The 20,286-nt window shown below is 62.4% G+C and carries 19 protein-coding genes and 1 pseudogene; 14 read left to right on the top strand and 6 right to left on the bottom strand.

Annotated elements, in window-relative coordinates; translation table 11 throughout:
• The first annotated feature begins 94 nt into the window (after positions 1 to 94).
• The 5 genes and pseudogenes from A9Q02_RS04565 to A9Q02_RS04585 form a co-directional block, all read left to right on the top strand.
• Entirely contained in the window at positions 95 to 586 is a 492-nt protein-coding gene (locus A9Q02_RS04565; RefSeq protein ID WP_097651178.1) for an NUDIX domain-containing protein, read from the top strand.
• A gap of 603 nt (positions 587 to 1,189) precedes the next feature.
• Entirely contained in the window at positions 1,190 to 1,786 is a 597-nt protein-coding gene (locus A9Q02_RS04570; protein WP_097651179.1) for a DUF305 domain-containing protein, read from the top strand.
• 157 nt (positions 1,787 to 1,943) lie between these two features.
• Positions 1,944 to 2,285 carry a winged helix-turn-helix domain-containing protein gene (locus A9Q02_RS04575; protein WP_097651180.1) on the top strand — a complete coding sequence of 114 codons (342 nt, stop codon included), beginning with the start codon at positions 1,944 to 1,946 and terminating at the stop codon, positions 2,283 to 2,285.
• Positions 2,282 to 3,415, top strand: a complete 1,134-nt coding sequence (locus A9Q02_RS04580) for a sensor histidine kinase (RefSeq protein WP_097651181.1) — start codon at positions 2,282 to 2,284, stop codon at positions 3,413 to 3,415. The genes A9Q02_RS04575 and A9Q02_RS04580 overlap by 4 nt, the downstream gene beginning before the upstream one ends.
• Before the next feature lie 180 nt (positions 3,416 to 3,595).
• Positions 3,596 to 4,033 (top strand): annotated as a pseudogene (locus tag A9Q02_RS04585) (LbetaH domain-containing protein); the annotation flags it as partial.
• A 109-nt stretch (positions 4,034 to 4,142) separates the two neighbouring features.
• Here the strand turns inward: A9Q02_RS04585 and A9Q02_RS24805 are convergent.
• From A9Q02_RS24805 to A9Q02_RS04610, 6 genes are all read right to left on the bottom strand, one after another.
• Positions 4,143 to 4,580 (bottom strand): hypothetical protein, encoded by a 438-nt coding sequence (locus A9Q02_RS24805; RefSeq protein WP_245860348.1) that lies wholly within the window; start codon positions 4,578 to 4,580, stop codon positions 4,143 to 4,145.
• Positions 4,577 to 6,154, bottom strand: coding sequence for a hypothetical protein (locus tag A9Q02_RS04590; protein WP_097651183.1), 1,578 nt, complete (start codon positions 6,152 to 6,154; stop codon positions 4,577 to 4,579). The genes A9Q02_RS24805 and A9Q02_RS04590 overlap by 4 nt, the downstream gene beginning before the upstream one ends.
• Positions 6,151 to 7,035, bottom strand: coding sequence for an ABC transporter ATP-binding protein (locus A9Q02_RS04595; protein WP_216361442.1), 885 nt, complete (start codon positions 7,033 to 7,035; stop codon positions 6,151 to 6,153). Before A9Q02_RS04595 ends, A9Q02_RS04590 begins: the two co-directional genes overlap by 4 nt.
• A 122-nt stretch (positions 7,036 to 7,157) precedes the next feature.
• Positions 7,158 to 7,535, bottom strand: a complete 378-nt coding sequence (locus A9Q02_RS04600) for a hypothetical protein (RefSeq protein ID WP_097651185.1) — start codon at positions 7,533 to 7,535, stop codon at positions 7,158 to 7,160.
• A 48-nt stretch (positions 7,536 to 7,583) separates the two neighbouring features.
• Entirely contained in the window at positions 7,584 to 8,567 is a 984-nt protein-coding gene (locus tag A9Q02_RS04605; protein WP_216361443.1) for an FtsX-like permease family protein, read from the bottom strand.
• A gap of 83 nt (positions 8,568 to 8,650) precedes the next feature.
• The gene (locus tag A9Q02_RS04610; RefSeq protein WP_172450633.1) at positions 8,651 to 10,612 is read right to left on the bottom strand and encodes a serine hydrolase domain-containing protein; all 1,962 of its coding nucleotides are present in this window, start codon (positions 10,610 to 10,612) and stop codon (positions 8,651 to 8,653) included.
• A gap of 363 nt (positions 10,613 to 10,975) precedes the next feature.
• Between A9Q02_RS04610 and A9Q02_RS04615 the strand changes: the two genes are divergently transcribed.
• From A9Q02_RS04615 to A9Q02_RS04655, 9 genes are all read left to right on the top strand, one after another.
• Positions 10,976 to 11,548: a DUF6609 family protein gene (locus A9Q02_RS04615; RefSeq protein WP_141508702.1), complete on the top strand. Its 573-nt coding sequence runs from the start codon at positions 10,976 to 10,978 to the stop codon at positions 11,546 to 11,548.
• 183 nt (positions 11,549 to 11,731) lie between these two features.
• Positions 11,732 to 12,574 (top strand): CPBP family intramembrane glutamic endopeptidase, encoded by an 843-nt coding sequence (locus tag A9Q02_RS04620; protein WP_097651188.1) that lies wholly within the window; start codon positions 11,732 to 11,734, stop codon positions 12,572 to 12,574.
• Positions 12,575 to 12,596: 22 nt separating this feature from the next.
• Positions 12,597 to 13,514 (top strand): ABC transporter ATP-binding protein, encoded by a 918-nt coding sequence (locus A9Q02_RS04625; RefSeq protein ID WP_097651189.1) that lies wholly within the window; start codon positions 12,597 to 12,599, stop codon positions 13,512 to 13,514.
• A complete protein-coding gene (locus tag A9Q02_RS04630; protein WP_097651190.1) occupies positions 13,514 to 14,737 on the top strand; it encodes an ABC transporter permease in 1,224 nt (407 codons plus the stop codon). Before A9Q02_RS04625 ends, A9Q02_RS04630 begins: the two co-directional genes overlap by 1 nt.
• A complete protein-coding gene (locus A9Q02_RS04635) occupies positions 14,737 to 15,966 on the top strand; it encodes an ABC transporter permease (RefSeq protein WP_097651191.1) in 1,230 nt (409 codons plus the stop codon). Before A9Q02_RS04630 ends, A9Q02_RS04635 begins: the two co-directional genes overlap by 1 nt.
• A gap of 16 nt (positions 15,967 to 15,982) precedes the next feature.
• The gene (locus tag A9Q02_RS04640; protein ID WP_097651192.1) at positions 15,983 to 16,549 is read left to right on the top strand and encodes a DUF7010 family protein; all 567 of its coding nucleotides are present in this window, start codon (positions 15,983 to 15,985) and stop codon (positions 16,547 to 16,549) included.
• Between the two features lie 15 nt (positions 16,550 to 16,564).
• On the top strand, positions 16,565 to 17,104 hold the full coding sequence (locus A9Q02_RS04645) for a GNAT family N-acetyltransferase (protein ID WP_097651193.1): 540 nt from the start codon (positions 16,565 to 16,567) through the stop codon (positions 17,102 to 17,104).
• An 82-nt stretch (positions 17,105 to 17,186) separates the two neighbouring features.
• Entirely contained in the window at positions 17,187 to 17,447 is a 261-nt protein-coding gene (locus A9Q02_RS04650) for a hypothetical protein (protein ID WP_097651194.1), read from the top strand.
• A gap of 113 nt (positions 17,448 to 17,560) precedes the next feature.
• On the top strand, positions 17,561 to 20,281 hold the full coding sequence (locus tag A9Q02_RS04655; RefSeq protein WP_097651195.1) for a winged helix-turn-helix domain-containing protein: 2,721 nt from the start codon (positions 17,561 to 17,563) through the stop codon (positions 20,279 to 20,281).
• The last annotated feature ends 5 nt before the right edge of the window (positions 20,282 to 20,286 follow it).

The raw sequence follows: 20,286 nt of genomic DNA on the forward strand, positions 1-20,286 counted from the left end.
GTCTTATGGTGTTCTGAATCATGAAACCTTGTCGAAGCCAACTTCGCGTATAATGCATTGATATGCTACCATCTGTGCTATCGGAGCCTGACATATGTATCGCCAGCATAGCTATTGCTCATTTTGCGGACGCCCCTTCCTTGACGGTCAGCGCTGGCCACGTGTCTGTGCACACTGTAGCAGCACGACCTATCGTAATCCACTGCCGGTAGTCTTGATCCTGCAGCCCGTTGATGATGGCATTCTGGTCATTCGCCGTGCGGCAGCACCTCGGCAAGGGCAACTTGCCTTGCCAGGTGGCTTTATCGAGATGGGCGAGAGTTGGCAAAATGCAGCGGCCCGCGAACTTCGCGAAGAGGCTGGCATTACGATTGCGCCGGAACAGATTACTGACTTTGGTACCCGCAGTACCCCAGACGGGTATCTCCTCGTCTTTGGCCTGGGGCCTCAACTCCACAATAGCGATCTATCACCCTTCCGGAGCAATCGCGAAGCCGAAGCCCGCCTGATCATCACCAATCCGGTCGAACTGGCTTTTCCCTTGCACACCGAAATGGTGCATCGTTTTTTTGCCCGTCGTTCATAGTAGTGACACGGCGCCGCCGTGCCCTCGCCCATCCCCCCACGGCCTTGAGCACGAAGGATCCTTCCAGAGTCTCATCCAAGGCTCAACTATCACGAAGCGCGCGTACCAATCCAGGATCGCGACCACGGAGAGCTAGTTGCTCCGGAGACGAAGCGACGTGATATCGGAGCCCCACCTCGCGTTCGGGGTGCGTGCGGTCGCTCCGCAGAACAGGTTGGGATAGATGTGATGCTGTGCGACCTGCTTGCTCATTGCTCAGTGGGTATGTGCGCGGCCCGGGGCGCTGAGCCAAGGGGGGCAGGGGCTTTGGAGCGCAAGCGTGGCTTGACCAGCCACCTCACCCGGTTCAAACAACGGGAGGACAAAGAAGCTCAGCGCATCGCCGGCGCTCAACGCCGCGGGGAGCCTGCTCGCGCTAGAGGCGACGGCGTAGCGGGGAGCCAACGCTTTTCAGTGCAACCCACAGGGCCGGACGGTGCTGGCCCTGTGGGTTGCTCATCGATACGTTCTTGACCTCATCTTGAACATGACCATACGTCATCTTGAGCTAGTGTATGTATACTGCGCTTTAGACTGTCTTTTTCAAGCAAAGGATGAACTTCGATGCGCCTCAAAACACTCTTGGTCTCATGGATACTTCTCGTTGCAGCGGTGCTGACCGTCGCGTGCGGTGCGGCCCCGTCGACCATCGCGCCTTCCGCCACCGGCACGCCGGATATGGCCGGAATGGATCACGCCACGATGCAGAACACCGGCGATACGCCCTATGATGCGCTTTTCATCGATAGCATGATTGTCCATCACGAGGGTGCAATTGTTATGGCGCAACAGGCGCTTGAATCGTCCGAACGCCCGGAAATTCGGCAATTGGCCGAGGCAATTGTCAGCGCACAGCAAACCGAGATCACGCAGATGCGCGACTGGCGATCCGCCTGGTATCCCGATCTGGCACCAACCAGTGGCATGCAGATGGACATGGGGCCAATGACGGTTGCCGCAGGAAGTACGCCTTTCGACCAGCGGTTTATTGAAGCGATGATCCCGCATCACGAAGGCGCGATCTTGATGGCCGAAGACGCCTTGCAGAACGCGGAACGCCAAGAGATCAAGAACCTCGCTCAGGCGATCATCACGGCGCAGGAAGCCGAAATCGCCCAGATGCGCCAATGGTTGCAGGAATGGTACAGCATCACGCAATAGCATATAGCAACCCTAACGGGTTTGCAAAAGCGGTTGTATGCTTGCTCGCGGCGTAGCCGCGAGCAAGCATACAGCACCTTCACAAATGAGTTAGGGTTGCTATAGTATCATACCTGTATGATGCTCGCAGCTGTTTCGATTGATGAGGTAACGTGACGTGACGGCGACTGCGCGAACGATCCTGATTGTTGACGATGAAGTACGACTTGGCACCCTGATCATCGATCTTGCCCGCCATGAAGTCATACTCGAGGATGTGCCGCTCGGACTGACGAACCTGGAATACGAACTGCTCACGGTCCTGGCGTCAGCGCCGGGGCGCACCTTCACCCGCACGCAACTGCTCGACCGGGTCTGGGGCACCGATTACTTCGGCGACGATCATGTCGTCGATGTCCATATCGCCAACCTGCGCAAGAAACTCGGCGAAGACTCCACGCAGCCCCGCTTTATCAGTACCGTCCGTGGCGTGGGCTATCGGTTTGGAGATCGACGATGATCCCCACCACACATCGGGGGAGCCTGTATACCCGGCTCTTCCTCGCCCACCTGCTGGTGATCGTCGCCGGCACGGCGACCCTCCTGGCAGTGACATTGCTCACCGCGCACACCCTGCACGACCGACTGATGATTGCCATGCTCGGCCCGGAGCTAGCGCTCGCGGCTGACCCTGCCATGGACGCAATGGAGCGGGCGACGAACGATGTCTTTGAAGCGGCCATGATACAGGCGCTGTTGATCAGCAGCGGCGCGGCCAGCCTTGTGGCCGTGGTGGTCAGCCTGCTCCTCTCACGGCGGATTGTATGGCCGATCCAGCGTCTGCTCGACGCCAGCCGCCGCATCGCCATGGGGCACTACAGCGAGCGGGTGCCCGCCGCCGGCAATGATGAACTGGCCGCGCTTGCCAGCCAGTTCAACACCATGGCTGACGCCCTTGAGTCAGCCGAACGACGGCGTGTTGCGCTGATCGGCGATGTAGCCCACGAGTTGCGCACGCCCCTGGCAACGATCGAAGGCTATGCCGAAGGTGCGATCGATGGGGTGGTTGCAACCAATGATGCGACCTGGGCGCTGATTCTGGATGAGGCTGGTCGGCTGCGGCGCCTAGTGACCGACCTCCAGGAGCTCTCGCGTGCGGAGGCGCGGCAACTGCCGCTTCACCCCACCTTGATCCCACCGGCAGCCTTGGTCGAGCGTGTCCTCGCCCGGCTCGCACCGCAGTTTGCCGAGAAGGGCGTCATTCTACGGCAGGAACTGTCGGCATCCGCCCCAGCGATCCTGGTCGACCCGGATCGCATCACACAGGTGCTGATCAATCTATTGGGCAATGCCCTGCAGCACACGCCGCCCGGCGGGATCGTCACCATCAGCGTCATTCCTGAGCCGTACGCCATGCGCTTTCAAATTCAGGACACCGGCAGCGGAATTGCTGCCGAGCACGTGCCCCATCTCTTTGAGCGCTTCTACCGGGTTGACAAAGCGCGTGCGCGTACGACTGGCGGCAGCGGGATCGGCCTGACCATCAGCAAGGCACTGATCGAGGCCCATGGCGGCACAATCTGGGTGGAGAGTGCTGGGTTGGGTCAGGGCACGGTTGTTCGTTTCATCCTACCCACGCAGCATGCTTGACCAGATCTTGGACGTGCGGTTGCTCTTCGTAACCCCCGACATCCCTCGAAAACGGGCCAGGTCATCCTGCGTCGTGCGTGAGGTCGACGCCCAGCGGCGTTGGCGGTGATGTGAGTACCATCGACGGCGCTGGTTGAACCACACCTGAGTGAGCGCCCGAGCATCCACCCGAGCGCACGCATACAGGCATGTCGTCTCGGCAGTTGGACTGAAATTGGGCCAGAGAGCGAACTGGTCGAGAGCGAATTTGGCGACTATAGCTACTGTGCGGGCGACAACCAGATTATCTATGCTACGATTGGGCGCTTCTGCTCGATCGCCTCGCATGTGCGGATCAATCCTGGCAACCACCCGGTCGAGCGGGTGACTCAGCATCATCTGACCTACCGGCGTGCCCAGTACGGCTTTGCCGAGCGCGATTATACCGACTTCTTCGCCTGGCGGCGGGCGCACCACTGCCTGGTTGGCCACGATGTCTGGATCGGCCACGGCGCGATCATTTTGCCGGGGGTTACGGTTGGCATCGGGGCCGTGATTGGCGCAGGTGCGGTGGTGAGCCGCGATGTCGAGGCGTACATGATTGTGGGAGGCGTCCCGGCTCGTCCCATCCGGCGACGTCTTCCCGAGGCGATCGCGGCGCGGTTGCTCGCGATCGCCTGGTGGGATTGGGATCGCGCTGGAGTGGTTTGCCACCCGGCTGAAGGGAGGCTTAGGGGCACGCGTGTGATCAGGATGCGACGAAGTCATCGCCAATCCGAACGTGGGGAAAGTTCGCCATTACGTGCGTTCTCCTCATTGAGATGCAAAGACTCGCCCCTTGACAACCGAGCATCCTCTCGGTCGCAATACCTGCCGCCCCATCCACTGTCGCTGGCATCCCAAGAGCCTGCTCCAGGCGCGCACCCGAGAAGGTCGAAGCACTGACCTTCGTGTGACAGCGCCAGTACACCTCACGCCCGGAGACGTGAAGATCGTCGAGCACGGTCTGGAGCGCCAGCAAACGTTGCTGTGCCGCCTCATCGGGCACGGTGGGCAAAAACGCCACCGATAACGCATCCTCGGTGCCGTCTGGCTCGGTCGGTGGTGCTCCCGGCAGGTCTGAGTCGGCCCCTACCGCACGGGCCGAACACCGCTGATGCTCGGCAGCAGCTATTTGTGCTTTCATGATGACCTCATGTGTTGCCACCGGGCCAGTAAAGCCAACCCTACCAGCGGCATACTGGCGGCCAGATAATACCAGGGTATTCCCAACGCCAATGCTGCCGGTGTCGCGCCGGTGATGTCGAAGGCGGCCAGCCCGTTCAGCGGGCCGAGGTACCAGAAGCTGAGCAGCAGGATTTGCAACGGCCGTTCCGATCTTCCTACCGCGCCTAACCCCAAGGCCAGTGCCGGAATAAACCACGCCCCAGCCCAAAAGCCGGGCAGTAACGCCGGTTCCGCTAGGAACCGGCGCAGTACCCCGCCGCCCAGGATCACGTAGAGCACCATCCCGGCCGTCCAGGCAGCAGGCAGCTGCCGCCAGAGCGGGGCAGGGGCGCTAAAGAGCAGTTGTTCCACCCCATATTTGCGCTCGCGCACGCCCAATTCCGACCAGAGCGGTAGCGACCAGAGCCAGATAATCGGCAGCAGCCAGCGCTGCACGGTGGTCAATTCGGCTAGCAAACTCGCCAACATCAGGCCAGCGGCGACGACGTACCAGAGCAACGGACGTCCCTTGAGCAGCAATTTCAATTCGGTGGCGACCACGCGGGCAAAGAGGCCCAACGGATTCGTCGCGGTCGTAACTGGCGTTAATTGCGCAGCCCGCGCTGGCCCGTCACCTGGCCGAGCCAGGCGTGCGGTGCGGCCAAACCCCGGCCAGAGCGTCGCCAAGCGTGCTGGGAGTCGGCTTCTCGCGCGCTGCTTTGCACGGGGCGCGTGCCCCCGCGACGGATCAAAGCGGTCAAAGGGCAGGGCCGCGATGGCTGCCAACAACAGAGCTCCAACGCCTACCAACAGGCGTGGTCCGGCGACGGCCCGCCAATCAAACCCCGTCCACACAAACGTCTGCAAGGTGGCCAACTCTGCCGTACCCAGGACAATACCGCCGCTGTAACTCGCCCCCTGCGCTTGGAGCGCGGCCGTCATTTCGCGCTCAATGGCCGTAAAGCCGATGACCTGACCGCCCAGCAAGGGTAGGGTAAACAGCCAGAGGAAGAAGTAGAGGACATTGCCAGCCGTTTCCTGCAGCCAGGGGATGCAGTCGAACAACACGGCCAAAGCGGCCACCAGCAACGCGACCGGCGCGGCGAACAGGAGGAAAGGCATGAGCAGGTGTGTCAGGTTGAGGCTTTTATCCTCGCCGTGAATCAACAGCATCGCCACGGACGCCAACACCAACACGCCGACGATGACCAGCAGGACGGCCGTATTGCTGACGAATTTGCCCAGGGTGTAGGCCGCTTTGTGCAGCGGCGTAGCGGCCAGAATCTGACCGACGCCGGTCTGCCGGTCTAAGGTCACATTGCCCCGCGTGACATAGAAGCCGATCAGTGAGAGAAAAAAGGCCAGCGTGACAGCCATCAGCATCCCAATCCAGGCGGCGTTGTAGACGCCCCGGTAGGCACCCAAGCGCAACATGAAGAAGCCGTCCAGCACCTGGTAGCCGAGCAGGACGGCCAGGGTGATGATCATCACAAAACTAAAGCGGCGCGTCCGCTCACGGAAGTCGGCCAGGGCCAGGTGGGCAAGAGCGCTCATACGGTTGTCTCCGGTCGCTGGGCTACGCAATAGAGATACGCGTCCTCCAGGCTAGGCGGAAGCGCGGCGGCGTCGGGGTGGGGCGGGCTGTCGCTGACGATGCGGGCCAAAGCGCCATCCGGGCGGCGGACAATGTTGACGACGCGGTGGGTTTGGCGAACAGCCGTCAACGCGTCGCTCGGCAGCAGCCAACCCCAGACCTTGCCGGCCACCGCTTGCAGGAGTTCCTCTGGCAGGGCGTGGCGTAGCAGACGGCCACCCGCAATCAAGGCAATGCTCGTAGCCGTCGCTTCCACATCGGAGACAATGTGGGTCGAGAGCATCACAATCCGCTCGCCGGCTAAATCGGCGATCAGGTTGCGGAAACGGGCGCGTTCCTCGGGATCGAGGCCGACGGTCGGCTCGTCCACAATCAGCAGATGCGGGTCGTTGAGCAGCGCCTGGGCGATGCCTACCCGCTGCCGCATCCCGCCGGAAAAGCCGCCAATCGGTCGGTAGGCGACCTCGCTCAGATTAAGTAGTTGCAGCAGTTCGTCAATGCGGCGGCGCGCCTGTTTGCGTTCCAGCCCCTTCACCGCCGCCAGGTAGCTGAGAAATTCCACCGCATTCAGGTTCGGATAGACGCCAAAATCCTGGGGCAGGTAGCCCAACACCCGGCGCAAAGCGTCAGGCTGGCGGGCGATGTCGGCCCCGTTCCAGGCAATCGCGCCGCTGGTGGGTTGGGTAATGGTGGCGATCATGCGCATCACCGTGGATTTGCCCGCGCCATTTGGTCCCAGCAATCCCACGATGCCCGGCCCCAGGTGCAAGCTGAAATCGCGCAGCGCCCAAACACCGCCCCGATACTGTTTGCTGACATGCTCAAGCTGTAACTGCATCATGCGCTCCTTGCAATGTTTTCCAGCGCCAACTGGCCTGGCACGCACACCACGTCTACGGCTGGCCGTAATGACGGGCAATGGCGCGGAAGACCTCAACGGTTTCGTGACAGACCCAACACCCCTTACTGAGCGAGCCGGCTCACATAAAAATCCACCAAAGGTATAGCTATCCAGAACATCACCGTCCATGCGCCGATGGCATAGGCCAGGGGAATACTTAGCAAGCACAGCAGCACGGAGATCGCAGTCCGCCATTTCTCTATCCTGAGATGAGGTATGGGCAAGGCAACACGCAAGAGCTTTTTCCGATGCGCATGCCAGAACACGATACCATCAAGTGCATTGATTGCTCCAATGACCACCGCATAAAGCGCATAGGCCATTGGTTCGGTTGAATAGTCGCTCAGTACCGCTTGAAAAAAAGGTATTAATGCCACTAATGCCAAATAAGGGATATTAAGCGCCAGCAAGGTACCATCAAGCCGCTGAATAAGACTCAATTGCCGATTTGGTTGTGTCCATCTGTTACCTCGTATCTTCGCGATGGGCTAAGCGTCGATAAATTGCTCAGTCTCTTCCGCGCTACGCAACCCGTGAGTTCTGTCAGTGGTGACAGCCATAGCGCTAGTTGGCAATGGCACCGATTTGATGTCGGCCACTCGCAGGCCAATTGCTTTCATCACGCCGATTTCGCGGTAGTCATCCTCGATTTTCGCCAGTAAGGTGAAGCGAATGCACAAGAACGCAATCGCAAGCACCAGGACACTGACCAGCAGGATCACCGCGATCATCAATCCATCGGAGAGCCCATTGAGTAATCTGAAGAGCGGATACGTGATCGTCGGACCATTGGCATCAAGGGCTGCGGCAGTGTACGCGGTTTCGAATGCGCCAAGGGTGGCGAGATCGTGTAACCGGAACTCAATCAGGTATTCGATACTGCCATGCTCCCTGAGTTGCGCAAAGTCGCTCGGACTCACGAGAAAGCGCTTTGATGAGGCGAGCAGCGGCTGCATCTGTGAGTCGCGGAGCGCTCCTGCGATCAGAAATGCTGTACCAGCCACCTCAACCGTGTCGCCGATCCTGGCGCTGCCATCTTGTACATAGCTGATGGGAACATAGATCTCCCCATCGGATGGCTGGATGATGTTTCCATCAAGATCGAGCAAGAAGTCGAAGGTTTTGCTTTGTACCGCGAGGCCGTTATCCTGAACGCTCCCCGCAAGCGAACGCTCGGCAAACCTGAACTGCGCGCCCTCGATGTTGAGAAATTCGAGCACCTGAGACTCCGCGATGAGGTCGTTTTGCGCCGCAAACGTTGCCAGACGTGCTGTATCCAATTCGCCTGTGTGCATTTGCATAAAATGCGGTGTTTTCGCCCGCGTCATGAGTGTGTCGATGGCCCCGGCAAGGTTCACGACCAGGATGGCTGCCAGGGCAACCAGCAGCGCCGCCGCCGCGATAAAGAGCATGGTCGTCAGCGTAATCGCTTTACGCTTGAGCATATCGTTGCGGATGGCCCGGTAATACATTGCGTCCCTCGGTATTTCTGTAGCGCGATCCGAAGACCCTCCAGATCGTCAGTTTGCTGAACTACGGGCTGAGCGCTCACTTCTCACGTCATTGGGAACGCCAGTAGGTTCCAGTAGCCTAGCACCGCCAGTGTCGCCAGCCCCAGCAGGGTCAGGCCGGTGTAGTGCAATCGTCCCGGCAGGCTCCAGTAGGCGTTGCCCGCGTTCCCTGTACCGCGCCAGGCCATGCCGGTGAAGAGCACCATGCCTAGGCCGAGCAGGGCCAGGAGCCAGGGGATGGTCAGCATCACCTGCAGTAGCGGCGTGGGGCCGAAGAAGACGCGCGGCATGACATTCGCCGGGTCGCTGTCGGTTAATGTGCCGACGAACGTCACCACAAAGCCCAGTAACCCAAGGCCGAAGGCACCGGCGTTCCAGCGCGCCAGCCGCGCCGCAAGCGGCTGTGCCTGTTTGCGCCGCCAGGCGCCAATTAGCCAGCCGACGCCCGACAGGAGGCAGAGCAAGATCGTGCCGAGCAGCAGCAGCGCCGTCACCGGCGTTGTGGCGTACCAGGGCGCACGAAACGCCGCTGTGCCGGTGAGGCCGACGAAGGCTGGGTTACCGTCGAGGCTGAACCAGGTACGCCCATCGGGGCCGCTGAAGAAGGCCAGGTACGCGGCGCGCTCGCTGTGGCGGAACAGCCCCGGCGCAACAGCGAGGTACGCCTCCGTCGCGCCTTCGACCATGAGCTGCAGTTCGCCCGCCGGACCAGCGCTGACGTGAACTGCTTCGAGCAGACGCAACACCTTGCCGCCCCCGCTAACCTCGGCGCGGGCCAGGTGATACTCGCCGGCATAGGCGCTGATGAGCGCGGCGGTATCGGCCGACGGCGTTGGGGCGGGTGCAGGCGAAGTCGGGTAATAGCGATCCATAAAGGCGTTCCAGAGTTCGTCCGTCGCTGCTGCGCCGCCCGGCGCATTGTAGGCCACATACAGGCCCAGACGTTCCTCGGGCAGCAGATACATGCCGGCGCTGAAATGCACGATCGCGCCGCGATGGTAGAGCACCCGCCGACCGTTGCTCGTACGCTCCATCCACCCGTGGGCTATGCCGTCGATGCGTGGATCGGGTGTATAGAGCCGCTGCTGCATCTGTTGCACCGTCGTCGGCTGCAAGATGCTCGTCGGACTGTCGGGCAAGTGCGCCAGCATGAATCGCGCCATATCGGTGGCGGTCGTGCTCATCGATCCGGCTGGATACGGCCCGACGAAAACGAAGTTGCCGCGCAGGATATCGCCGTTGTATGGCGCGTAGCCCCCGGCGAGATCATCGGCAAAGTGTGCGGGCGGCGGCTGATCCAGCGTACTGCGCTCCATGCCGAGCGGCGCAAAGATCTGTTCCGCGACGTACTGATCGAACGGGATGCCGCTGACGCGCTCGACCAGATACGCCGCGAGCGCCGTGCCATAGTTCGAGTAGGCCTGCACCTGGCCGGGTGGGAAGACACGCACCGGCTGTCGGGTGATCAGGTAGTCGCGCAGTGGTAGGGTCGCTTCCGGCGTCAGCACGAACAACCCCTCGCCGACATCTTCAAAGCCCGGCGTGTGGCTCAGCAGGTGGGCCGGCGTGATTGGCTCCGCAAATGTCGCTGGAATGCTGAAGTCGAGATAGGTGTTCACGTCGGCGTGGCGATCGATCCGCCCCTGTTCGACGAGTTGCATCAGCGCCGTCCAGGTCACCGGTTTGGCTGCCGAACCAGTGCGGAAGAGCGTCTGCGCCGGATCGACCGGCCGGCGCGTCTCCAGATCGGCGTAGCCGTAGCCCTGCGCAAACTGCACCTCGCCGTCTTTCACCACTGCCAGCGCCGCGCCGGGGATCTGCGCTTGGGCAAGCTGTTCAGTCACTACTTCGTCGAAGAACGTCACCAGATCCGCCGGATCGACCAGATTGGAGCGGGCCGCTGTTACGATCGGCGGGCTGAACAGGCTGAGCAGGAATGCGACCAGTGCGACCCCTGCGTAGCCACGAGCGGAGCGCCGCGAGCCGAGAGTTGCGATCTGCTGCATTTCGTTGCTCCTGCATTCGTCCGGATGGCCTGCCTCCACCATACCGCCCATTCCCGGCTAGATCGATACGCAGAAGCGCGGATCGTGCCGGTGCGCAAGACCGGGGTGTACTACGTACCGCGCTACGCGCTTGTGCGTATGACATGTGCGAGCGCACCGTGCTAGGCTGGGGGCAGGGCAAGCGCACTGAGCAACGGGAGGGAACGATGACAACTTGAACTGCTCTCGCTGGGCGTCGTCATCGCCACGACGGTCGCCGTATGCCTGGCCTTCCCGCAGACATCAGCGCGCTCGTCTGGCGCACTTGCAGACCACGAACAGCTAATCTAAGGCCGACAGAAGCAGTAGAAGCGGGGAGGATGTATGAACACGATGTGGCAGAACTGGCTTGCCGTCAGCCGTCTCGCGGCACGGTTAGGCTATCGACGTGGTGAACCGCTCCAGTTCTTGAACCAGCGTCTCTGTGGCCTCTGGCTGATCTGGATCGGGGCGGTGATCCTGGTCAGTACGGCGCTGGGCGGCGCATGGTTGATCAACCCGATCATCTTTGGCCTGGGCTATGTCGGCGGCATGGCGGTGATCTTCGGCATGCCGGCAGTGACGCAGCGTTTCTCGGATGGGCCAGAGTCGCGCTTTCAGGCGAATATGGGTACGCTCGCCATCGTGCTGATGTTCGTCTTGATGGCGCTGATCGCTGGGAGGTCGTTCGCGACGCTCGATTTCCGCACGATCTGGCTCGGTGCACTGCTGGCGACGGCATTGCACTTCATTCCATTCGCCGCAGTCCACGGGCCGCCGATGTTCCGACTGGCGATCCCGCTGACAATCAATGCACTGGTCGGGTTGCTCGTGCCCGCCGTTCCGTTTATGCTCATCGCCGTGATCGACGGCCTGATCAAGCTCGGTTTTGGTGTAGCGCTGGTTCGTCGAAAGTGAAGAAAAGCCCCGTGGTAGAGCGTCAACCCGCCGGGTCGGCGCTTCACCACCCCCAATACGCACCGTCATACGCGAAAGTCTGAAGGCGTACGCGCCGCCAACCCGGTACGCTAGGGATAGCGGAGAGACTGTGGGCTGCGATACGGCAAAACAGTCTTGCAGCACACCAAGGAGAATGCCCCAATGCGCGGATCACAGACCCTCCCCGCCATACCGTCCGATGCGCCATCTAACCGCTTCTGGCGCCCATTCCTCGCGCTCGCCGCGCTGGGCCTGGCCGGCTTGCTCGGCCTGCCGCTGATCCTGGCGCCGCAGATCGAGGCCATGATTGCAAGCGGCCTTCTGCCGCCCGACTCCAGCGTGCGCGTGCGCGTGCTGGCACTTACGGCACTCTCGCTCGTCGGGCCGGGGTTACTGCTGCTTATCGCCGTAGCGGTGGGTGTGCGCCTTGCGCCGCGCGTGGGGTTACGCTCCCATCTGGCCGCCCGCTTTGGCGCCGGTGAACCTTCAGCGCAGAGCCTACGGAGCGAAGCGCCACTGGCGATCGGCTTGGGGCTGGGCGCGGCGCTGGTGATTGCCGCCATCGATGCGGCATTGATGCCGTTCATGCCTGGTCTGGAGTCATTGCAAACCGCACAACCGCCGCTGCTCGCGCGCCTTGTCGCCGGCATGCTCTATGGCGGCATCGTCGAAGAGTTGCTGTTGCGTTGGGGCGTCATGACCCTACTCGTCTGGCTCGGCTGGCGGCTGCTTCAGGGTGGGCGCAATGCGCCGCGGGCGAGCCTGTTTCTTGCTGCGGCGTTGATCAGCGCGGTGCTGTTCGGCGCATTGCACCTGCCGGCGCTGGCCGGCCAGATCGTGCTCACACCCCTGCTCATTGCCCGCACAATCGGGCTGAACGCCCTGGGCGGCATCGTCTTCGGATGGCTTTACTGGCGGCGCAGCCTGGAAGCGGCAATGCTGGCCCACGCTGCTACACATCTCGGCTTTGCGCTGGTGGAACTGGCGCTGCTGGGGCGCGCATAGTTACAAACTCGGAAGGAAACGTATGACCCCCTTAGTCATTGACCAGATCGCCAAATCGTTTGCCCAGACCGTCGCCGTACGCGACGTCAGTTTTCAGGTGAACGCCGGGGAGATCTTCGCCTTGCTTGGCCCCAATGGGGCAGGGAAGACGACGACTATTCGCATGGCGCTCGACTTCTTCAAGCCCGACCATGGTGAGATTCGCCTGTTCGGCGAACCGCCCGGCGCGCACACCTTCGACCGGATCGGCTATCTGCCTGAGGAGCGTGGACTGTATCGCAACCTTAATCTGCTTGATTGTCTGGTCTATCTCGCCGGCCTCAAGGGGCTGCGTACCGCCGAAGCGCGCCGGCGTCTGCAGCACTGGCTGGAGCGCTTTGACCTTGCCGCTCATACCGGGAAGAAGGTCGGCGACCTGAGCCGTGGCATGCAGCAGAAGGCTCAGTTTATCGCCGCGCTCGTCCACGAGCCAGATCTCTTGATCGTCGATGAGCCGTTTGCCGCACTTGATCCGGTGAATACGCGCTTGATCAAGACCGTCCTGGTCGAACTGGCTGCGCAAGGGAAGACCGTGATCATGTCCACGCACCAGATGCACCTAGTGGAAGAATTGGCCGAGCGGATGGTGATGATCAACCGCGGCGAAGTGGTGCTCTACGGCACAGTTGCCGACGTCCGGCGCCAATTTGCCGCCAATGCCGTCGTGGTTGAAGGGCGCGGTCAGCTCGACTGTCTGCCGGGTGTCGCCGCAATCGAACCGGCGGCAGGTAACGATACGCTGTTATTGCGCCTGGAGGAGTACGTGACGCCGCAGGAGGCGTTGCGCAGCTTGGTCGCGCAACCAGCGTTTACAGTGGAACGTTTCGCCGTTGCCGTACCGAGCCTGGACGATATTTTTGTGCGCGTCGCTTCCGGCGAGCAGATGGAGGGGGTCGCGTAATGCGCAGATTGATCTGGATCGCCCGCCACGAGTACTGGCACCATGTGCGCCGGCGAGGTTTTCTCCTCGCCACCCTTGGTTTGCCGATCCTCGTCATCGGCGGTATAGCGGTGTTGATTCTGGTGCTCGCCAATACGGTTCGCTCGGAGGAGGCGATCGGCTATATTGATGAGGCCGGTTTCCTGGTGGGCGCAATCCCATCTGCCGAAGCTGAGCGCACGACCGTACCACTGCTGGCGTTTCCCGACGCGGATGCGGCGCAGGCCGCTCTGGACGCTGAAACGATCGCGGCGTATGTTGTGCTGCCGACCGATGATCCGTTGCTTCGCGAGGTGGCGCTGTACGGCAAGGAAACCCTCTCGCCTGAGGGTCGGCGCAGCCTCGAAGCGGTGCTGAACCGCAGCTTGCTGGTGCGCGAAGATCCGCCGCATGCAGTTGTGGATCGTGCGCTCGACCCGCTTGGTGCGCTGGAGACGCGCACGCTCACCGGGGAAGTCGTTCGGCCTGAAGCTCAGATCGACGCAGTTGCTGTGGCGATCCTCGGCAGCCTGCTGTTTGCGCTGACGGTCTTCTCGGCGGCTAGTTATCTGCTTCAGGCGCTGGTCGAGGAGAAAGAGAACCGCACAATGGAGATCGTCACTACGTCGGTGACGCCCTGGCAATTGATTGGCGGCAAGACGCTCGGCCTGGGTCTGATCGGGTTGACGATAGCCATGGCCTGGTTTGCTGTGCTAACGCTGGCTTATGTGATCGGGCTAACCCGCTTTGCGCCGCTGCGTGAAGTGCCGTTGCCGCTGGGTCTGCTGGGGCCGGCCATGCTCTTCCTGGTGCTCGGTTTTCTCCTCTTCGCGGGAATTATGGTTGCGATCAGCGCTGTTGTGACGACGGCGCAAGAAGGACAACAGTTCGCCGGGGTCCTTACCCTTGCGGCGGTTGCGCCGCTCATGTTCAACTGGCTGTTTTTCAGTAATCCTGACGGCCCGTTTGCAACGACGCTCAGCCTCTTCCCGCCATCGGCGCCGATCGCGATGCTGTTGCGCCTGGCGGTTGGCACGGTTCCCGTCTGGCAGTTGGTGTTGAGCGTGACGCTGCTCACGGCGACGGCGCTCCTTACCGTGTGGAGCGCAACCCGCCTGTTTCGCCAGGGAATGCTGCGCTATGGCAAACGCTTGCACCTGCGCGACATACTCGGCGCACTTCGCGCCGCTGGAGGGCGAGTCTGATGCGTAAGACGTTGCTTGTGATGGTCCATGAGTTCTTCCGCCATGTGCGCCGGCCCAGCTTTTTGCTCACCACTGTGATGGTGCCGCTGATTCTCGGCGCAATTGTCCTGATCCCATCGATCGCTACCGACCGGTTGGGGAGGGAAGATGCGAGCGTACGTGATGCGCCGGCGCTGATCGGCTATGTTGATGCGAGTGGGGTGCTGCCAACAGACGCATCCTCACCCAACATGCGCGCCTTCGCGACGACCGAGGATGCCGAACGTGCGTTGCAGGAGGGTGTGGTCGTGGGCTTTTACCACTTCCCGCCCGACTACCTGGACGGCGGCGTGGTAACGTGGGTCGCTGCTGACGGGTCAGGATCAGGCCCGCAAGGCCGCTCGGCGATGACGGATCTGGTGCGCACTGGTCTGCTTGAGGCCGAGCCGGCACTGGCCGAACGCCTTGCAACGCCGCTTGCGCTGCGGTATGTTCCTGTCGAACCAGTTGCACCCGAGGTGCCCGCCGAATCCGGCGATGAAACTGGGGTGCTCATCTCCCTGGATTTCGCTCTGCCGTACGTCCTTGCCCTGTTGCTCTACATAACGATCTTTTCGTCGGCAAGCTTTCTCCTGCAAAGCGTGACCGAGGAGAAAGAAAACCGCACGATTGAGATCATCCTCAATGCCTTGCCGCCATCCCAGTTGCTTATCGGCAAGGTTGTCGGACTGGGCTTGCTCGGCGTGGTGCAGGTGGTGGTCTGGATCGGCTTCGGCGCCCTGTTCCTGACGCTGAGCGGTGCAGCGCCGGCTACCGCCGGGTTAACCATTTCGTGGGGGCTCGTCGGTCTGGCGCTTGTCTACTACAGCTTGGGCTTCCTGGTGTACGGCAGTTTGCTGGCGGCGATCGGCGCAACCGTAACGAACATGCGCGAGGGTTCGCAGCTATTGGCCGTGCTGATCATTCCCTGCTTGCTCCCGCTCTGGATGATGGGCGCGATTGTCGCTACGCCGCATAGCCTCCTGGCAACAACCTTGAGCCTCTTCCCGCTTACCGCGCCGGTAACGATGATGATCCGAGCGCCCCTGACCACAATTGCGCCCTGGGAGATCGCCCTGAGCATCATCACGCTGACGCTGGGCGCCGGACTAGCGCTGTGGTTGGCGGCGCGGCTCTTTCGGGCTGGCACGCTGCTGGCGGGGCAGCGATTAAGCATGAAAGCCGTATTCGCGGCATTACGAACAGGTTAGCCTGCAGGAGAAGACCATGGATCATCCGCTCACGACCCTCCGTGCCGATTTCGATGCTCAGGCCGGTCGTTCGCTCGCTTTGCCGCTTGCCGGCGCGATCGTCTGGGCAGTGATCGGGTTGGCTGCGCTGTTGCTACCGCAGCGCCCGGCAACCCTCTTGCTCCTGTTCGGTTCAGGCGCGATCTTCCCGCTCGGCCTTGCGCTTGCGGCGCTTCTGCGCGAACGTCTGCTGGACAATACGAACCCGCTCGCAAAGCTCATGGGCCTGTGCGTCCTGATGGTCAACCTGCTCTGGGCATTACATCTCACCCTGCTGAGCCGCGATCCTGCGCTGCTGCCGTTGAGCCTCGGCATCGGGCTGGGCTTGCATTGGATCGTGTTTTCGTGGATCATTCAGCACCCGCTGGGGATTGTGCACACGGTGCTGCGGACAGTGCTGGCAACCGGGCTCTGGTGGCTCTTTCCAGTGCATCCGATCACCGCTGTTGCGGCAGCTGTCGTGCTCGCTTACCTCTATTCCATCGTCGCATTAGCAACGCGTCGGCGCAACAATCAGCCCGCTGGGCAAGCGCAACCCGTATAAACCAGGATCCAGTCAATGCTCTTTCCTACGCTCAGAACCAAGCGCCTCGTGTTGCGTCCAATCGCGCGCACCGATACGCCCTTCATCGTGCGCCACTTTCTCGATCCGCAGGTGCAACGCTACCTGCTCGACGAAGAGCCCTTCACGACGGAAGCCCAAGCTGCAGCGATCATCGATTTCTACCTGGAGCGCCCCGACCTGCCCTACAACCGCTGGATCGTCGTGCGGAAGAGCGATGGTGAGCCGCTGGGCACCTGCGGCTTCCACCGTTGGAACCCACAGCATCGGCGGGCCGAGATTGGCTACGACCTCAGCCCGGCTTCCTGGGGGCACGGCTATATGCGCGAAGCCGTGCGGGCGATGCTGGCCCACGGCTTCGGTACGCTCGAACTCCACCGCATTGAGGCGATCGTGGCTGTGGCGAATGCCCCTTCAGCCAACCTTCTGTGCCGCCTTGGCTTCCAGCGCGAAGCTATCCTGCGCGACTACTACTTCCGCGACGGCGTGTTCCACGATCATCAGTTGTTCGCCTGTTTGCGCGGGGAAGAGCGCTGACAGGCGAGCGGAGCGCGGGAGAACGGGAAAGCGGAGGGCGGACAAACCTTGCAAATCGGGTGCGCCCAACGAAGGAACAGCTATGACCAACCCTACACCAAAAGCCACCCATCTGTGCTACCGTATCCGTGTACGTGGGCACCTACCGCCCGACTGGGGCGACTGGTTTGATGGCTTCAGTCTGGCGCACACCGCCGATGACGCTACGCTGCTCACGAGCCCACTACTCGACCAGGCCGCCCTCCACGGCGCGCTGGCGACGATCCGCGACCTCGGGCTATTCCTTGAGGCGGTCATCCCCATACCGTCGGAAACACCCGGCCCGCCCCGCAATGGAGGTTGACAGGGTATGCTATTCTGAGAGAACATACATGTGTCCAGGCTACATCGCAACCTCTCAACGACGCAACAGCGACGCGGAGGTTATTCGTGTCTGAAGGAAACAGGGCGCCGCGCATGGCGCTTGATACGATTGTCCAAACCAAGCTCCACATCCCCGCAGTCCCCCATAGCTACGTTGCCCGTGCGCGGTTGCTGGTTCAGCTTGAAAGTGCCCAGCATGCCCGCCTGACCCTCATCACTGCCCCCGCTGGCTCTGGCAAGACGACCCTGGCGAGCAGTTGGGCTCACCAACAGGCCGATGCGGTTGTCTGGCTGGGGCTCGACCCTACCGACAATGATCCCGCCCGTTTCTGGTCATATGTGTTGCACGCCCTGCATGGCCTCGATCCCACCGGTGTCGCACCATTGCTCGCCGCGCTGCGCTCGCCGCAGCCCTCGCCTATCGAGGCTATTCTTGCGGCACTACTCAATGCCCTCGCAGCCCGTCCCGCACCCCTGGCCATTGTGCTCGACGACTACCATACGATCGAGACGCCGGCCATCCACCGCGCCCTGACCTGGCTGATCGACCACCTGCCGCCCCAGGTACACCTGCTCATCGCCAGCCGCGCCGACCCGCCCCTGCCGCTCGGCCGCTGGCGGGTTCGCGGTCAACTCTGTGAACTACGCGCCCACGACCTGCGCTTCACCCACACAGAGGCGGCCACGTTTCTGACCGACGCTATGGGCCTGGCTCTTGGCCCCGCCGAGGTGGCCGCGCTCGATGACCGGGTCGAGGGCTGGGCCGCCGGTTTGCAACTCGCTGCCCTGGCGCTGCGCGGCCACGCCGATCCGATTGCGCGCATTGCTGTCTTCAGCGGGCGGCATGCGTATGTGCTGGCCTACCTCGTGGACGATGTACTCGCAGGCCAGCCGGAATACGTGCAACACTTCCTGCTGTGTACCGCCATTCTCGACCAGATGAGCGCGCCGCTCTGCGATGCCGTGCTGGGGGCGGTGGTGAGCAACGCAAGCGCTGCGATCCCGACCTCGCGCTTTACCCTCGACTACCTCCGCGAGTGTAACCTGTTCCTCGTGCCGCTCGACGACGAGGGCAACTGGTTCCGCTACCACCATCTGTTCCGCGATGTGCTGCGTCATCGCCTGCGCCAGACCAACCCGGCCCACATCCCCGAACTGCACTGCCGCGCTGCCGCGTGGTTCGCCGCGCAAGGGCTGATCGACGCGGCGATCCAGCATGCGCTCGCCGCCGGCGATCATCTCCTCGCCGCCCGCTGGATCGAGCGAGCCGTGGATGTGGCGCTGCGTAGCGGCGACATCGCCCCCCTGCGCGGCTGGCTCGCCACCCTTCCCGAGGCGCTTGTCCGGGCCCGGCCGCAGCTCGCAGTCGGCCAACTCTGGCTCCTCTTCATTACGGGCCAGGAAGATCTGGTGCCGACCTGGATCGACGCACTTGCGGCGGCTCTGACTGCTGAGCCCGACGGTGACGCGGTGCGCTCGGCTGAGGATCAGGCTCGGCTGCGGGCCGAGCTCGCGGCGCTCCGCGCCCAACAGGCCATCCACATGGGTGAACTGGACGAGGCAGTGGCGCAGTGCCGCGCTGGTCTGTCCATCGCCCCCAGCGGGGCGCTGCGTACCCGCGGAGCACTGGAGCTCCTTCAGGGAACGGTGATCCGCCTAATGGGGGATTTCACAGCGGCGGTGGCCCACTTCACCGCCGCACGCCGTCTGGCGGAGCAAGGCGGCGAAGAGCTTCTTCTGCTCCATGTGGCGGAAAGCCTCGCCAATCTGGCCGAAATACGTGGGCAACTCGCTGCCATGGTCACCGAATATGCGCGCATGCGTCGCTTGACCGTTGATGCCTCTGGACAACCCATGCCCCTGGCGGGGATGGCGCTGATCGGCATGGGCAAGGTCGCCCGCGAACGCAACGATCTGGAGGCCGCGGCAGCGCTGCTCGCCGAAGGAATCGACATCGCGAGGCGCAGTGCGATCAGTGGGGTCGCCATCGATGGACTGATGGTTCTGGCGCTGGTAGAGATCGCAAAGGGCAACCAGGCCGGTGCAGCGCTGCACCTTCAAGAGGCGGCAGCCCTCGCCGAGCGTTGGCACTCGGCAATGGTCGAAGCGCGGGTGGCCGTGTTCCGGGCGCGCCTGGCCCTCGCCGCCGGAAACGTGAAGGACGCGGTACGTTGGGCGATAACAACGTCGGAGCAACCCGCTGCATCATACTCCGACCAGGGCGAAATTGAGCAACTAACCCTGGTGCGGGTCTGGATCGCTCAAGGTCGCACCCGCCAGGCGCGGACGTTGCTCACACGGCTAGAGCAGAGCGCTCGTGCGGGCCTTCGCCACGGGCGGCTGATCGAAATCCTGGCCCTGCGAGCACTTGTCGCCCAAGCCGTCGGCGATGATGCCACCGCGTCCGCAACGCTGGCTGAGGCGCTTGCCCTAGGACAGGCCGAGGGCTATGTGCGTGTCTTCGCCGACGAGGGTGTGGCCATGGGCAACCTGGTACGGCGGGTGGCGGCGCAGCGCGGCGGAGGACAGGCATTCGGGCTGCGGGCCGACTACCTGGCCGCAGTGCAGGAGGCATGCACGGGGCCGCAGAGCCCACCTGTAACCACGAATGAGCAACTGGTCGAGCCGCTGAGCGTCCGCGAGCAGGAGGTGCTGGCCCTGATCGCGGCGGGTTGCTCGAACCGGGAGATCGCCGATTGCCTGATCATTTCGGTGGCCACGGTGCGCAAACACGTCGAGAACATTCACGGCAAGCTCGGTGTGCAAAGCCGTACCCAGGCCGCCGCGCGCGCGCGTGAGTTCGGCCTGGCATAGCTGGC

It is taken from the genome of Candidatus Chloroploca asiatica (genome assembly GCF_002532075.1).
Lineage (GTDB): Bacteria > Chloroflexota > Chloroflexia > Chloroflexales > Chloroflexaceae > Chloroploca > Chloroploca asiatica.

What these genes read in the sequence shown, in the direction of transcription:
- A9Q02_RS04615 (WP_141508702.1), top strand. Translation starts at nt 10,976, where the DNA reads ATGAACACGATGTGGCAGAACTGGCTTGCCGTCAGCCGTCTCGCGGCA.
- A9Q02_RS04650 (WP_097651194.1), top strand. Translation starts at nt 17,187, where the DNA reads ATGACCAACCCTACACCAAAAGCCACCCATCTGTGCTACCGTATCCGT.
- A9Q02_RS04570 (WP_097651179.1), top strand. Translation starts at nt 1,190, where the DNA reads ATGCGCCTCAAAACACTCTTGGTCTCATGGATACTTCTCGTTGCAGCG.
- A9Q02_RS04655 (WP_097651195.1), top strand. Translation starts at nt 17,561, where the DNA reads ATGGCGCTTGATACGATTGTCCAAACCAAGCTCCACATCCCCGCAGTC.
- A9Q02_RS04640 (WP_097651192.1), top strand. Translation starts at nt 15,983, where the DNA reads ATGGATCATCCGCTCACGACCCTCCGTGCCGATTTCGATGCTCAGGCC.
- A9Q02_RS04625 (WP_097651189.1), top strand. Translation starts at nt 12,597, where the DNA reads ATGACCCCCTTAGTCATTGACCAGATCGCCAAATCGTTTGCCCAGACC.
- A9Q02_RS04635 (WP_097651191.1), top strand. Translation starts at nt 14,737, where the DNA reads ATGCGTAAGACGTTGCTTGTGATGGTCCATGAGTTCTTCCGCCATGTG.
- A9Q02_RS04590 (WP_097651183.1), bottom strand. Translation starts at nt 6,154, where the DNA reads ATGAGCGCTCTTGCCCACCTGGCCCTGGCCGACTTCCGTGAGCGGACG.
- A9Q02_RS04630 (WP_097651190.1), top strand. Translation starts at nt 13,514, where the DNA reads ATGCGCAGATTGATCTGGATCGCCCGCCACGAGTACTGGCACCATGTG.
- A9Q02_RS04565 (WP_097651178.1), top strand. Translation starts at nt 95, where the DNA reads ATGTATCGCCAGCATAGCTATTGCTCATTTTGCGGACGCCCCTTCCTT.
- A9Q02_RS04645 (WP_097651193.1), top strand. Translation starts at nt 16,565, where the DNA reads ATGCTCTTTCCTACGCTCAGAACCAAGCGCCTCGTGTTGCGTCCAATC.
- A9Q02_RS04580 (WP_097651181.1), top strand. Translation starts at nt 2,282, where the DNA reads ATGATCCCCACCACACATCGGGGGAGCCTGTATACCCGGCTCTTCCTC.
- A9Q02_RS04610 (WP_172450633.1), bottom strand. Translation starts at nt 10,612, where the DNA reads ATGCAGCAGATCGCAACTCTCGGCTCGCGGCGCTCCGCTCGTGGCTAC.
- A9Q02_RS04595 (WP_216361442.1), bottom strand. Translation starts at nt 7,035, where the DNA reads ATGATGCAGTTACAGCTTGAGCATGTCAGCAAACAGTATCGGGGCGGT.
- A9Q02_RS04620 (WP_097651188.1), top strand. Translation starts at nt 11,732, where the DNA reads ATGCGCGGATCACAGACCCTCCCCGCCATACCGTCCGATGCGCCATCT.
- A9Q02_RS24805 (WP_245860348.1), bottom strand. Translation starts at nt 4,580, where the DNA reads ATGAAAGCACAAATAGCTGCTGCCGAGCATCAGCGGTGTTCGGCCCGT.
- A9Q02_RS04605 (WP_216361443.1), bottom strand. Translation starts at nt 8,567, where the DNA reads ATGTATTACCGGGCCATCCGCAACGATATGCTCAAGCGTAAAGCGATT.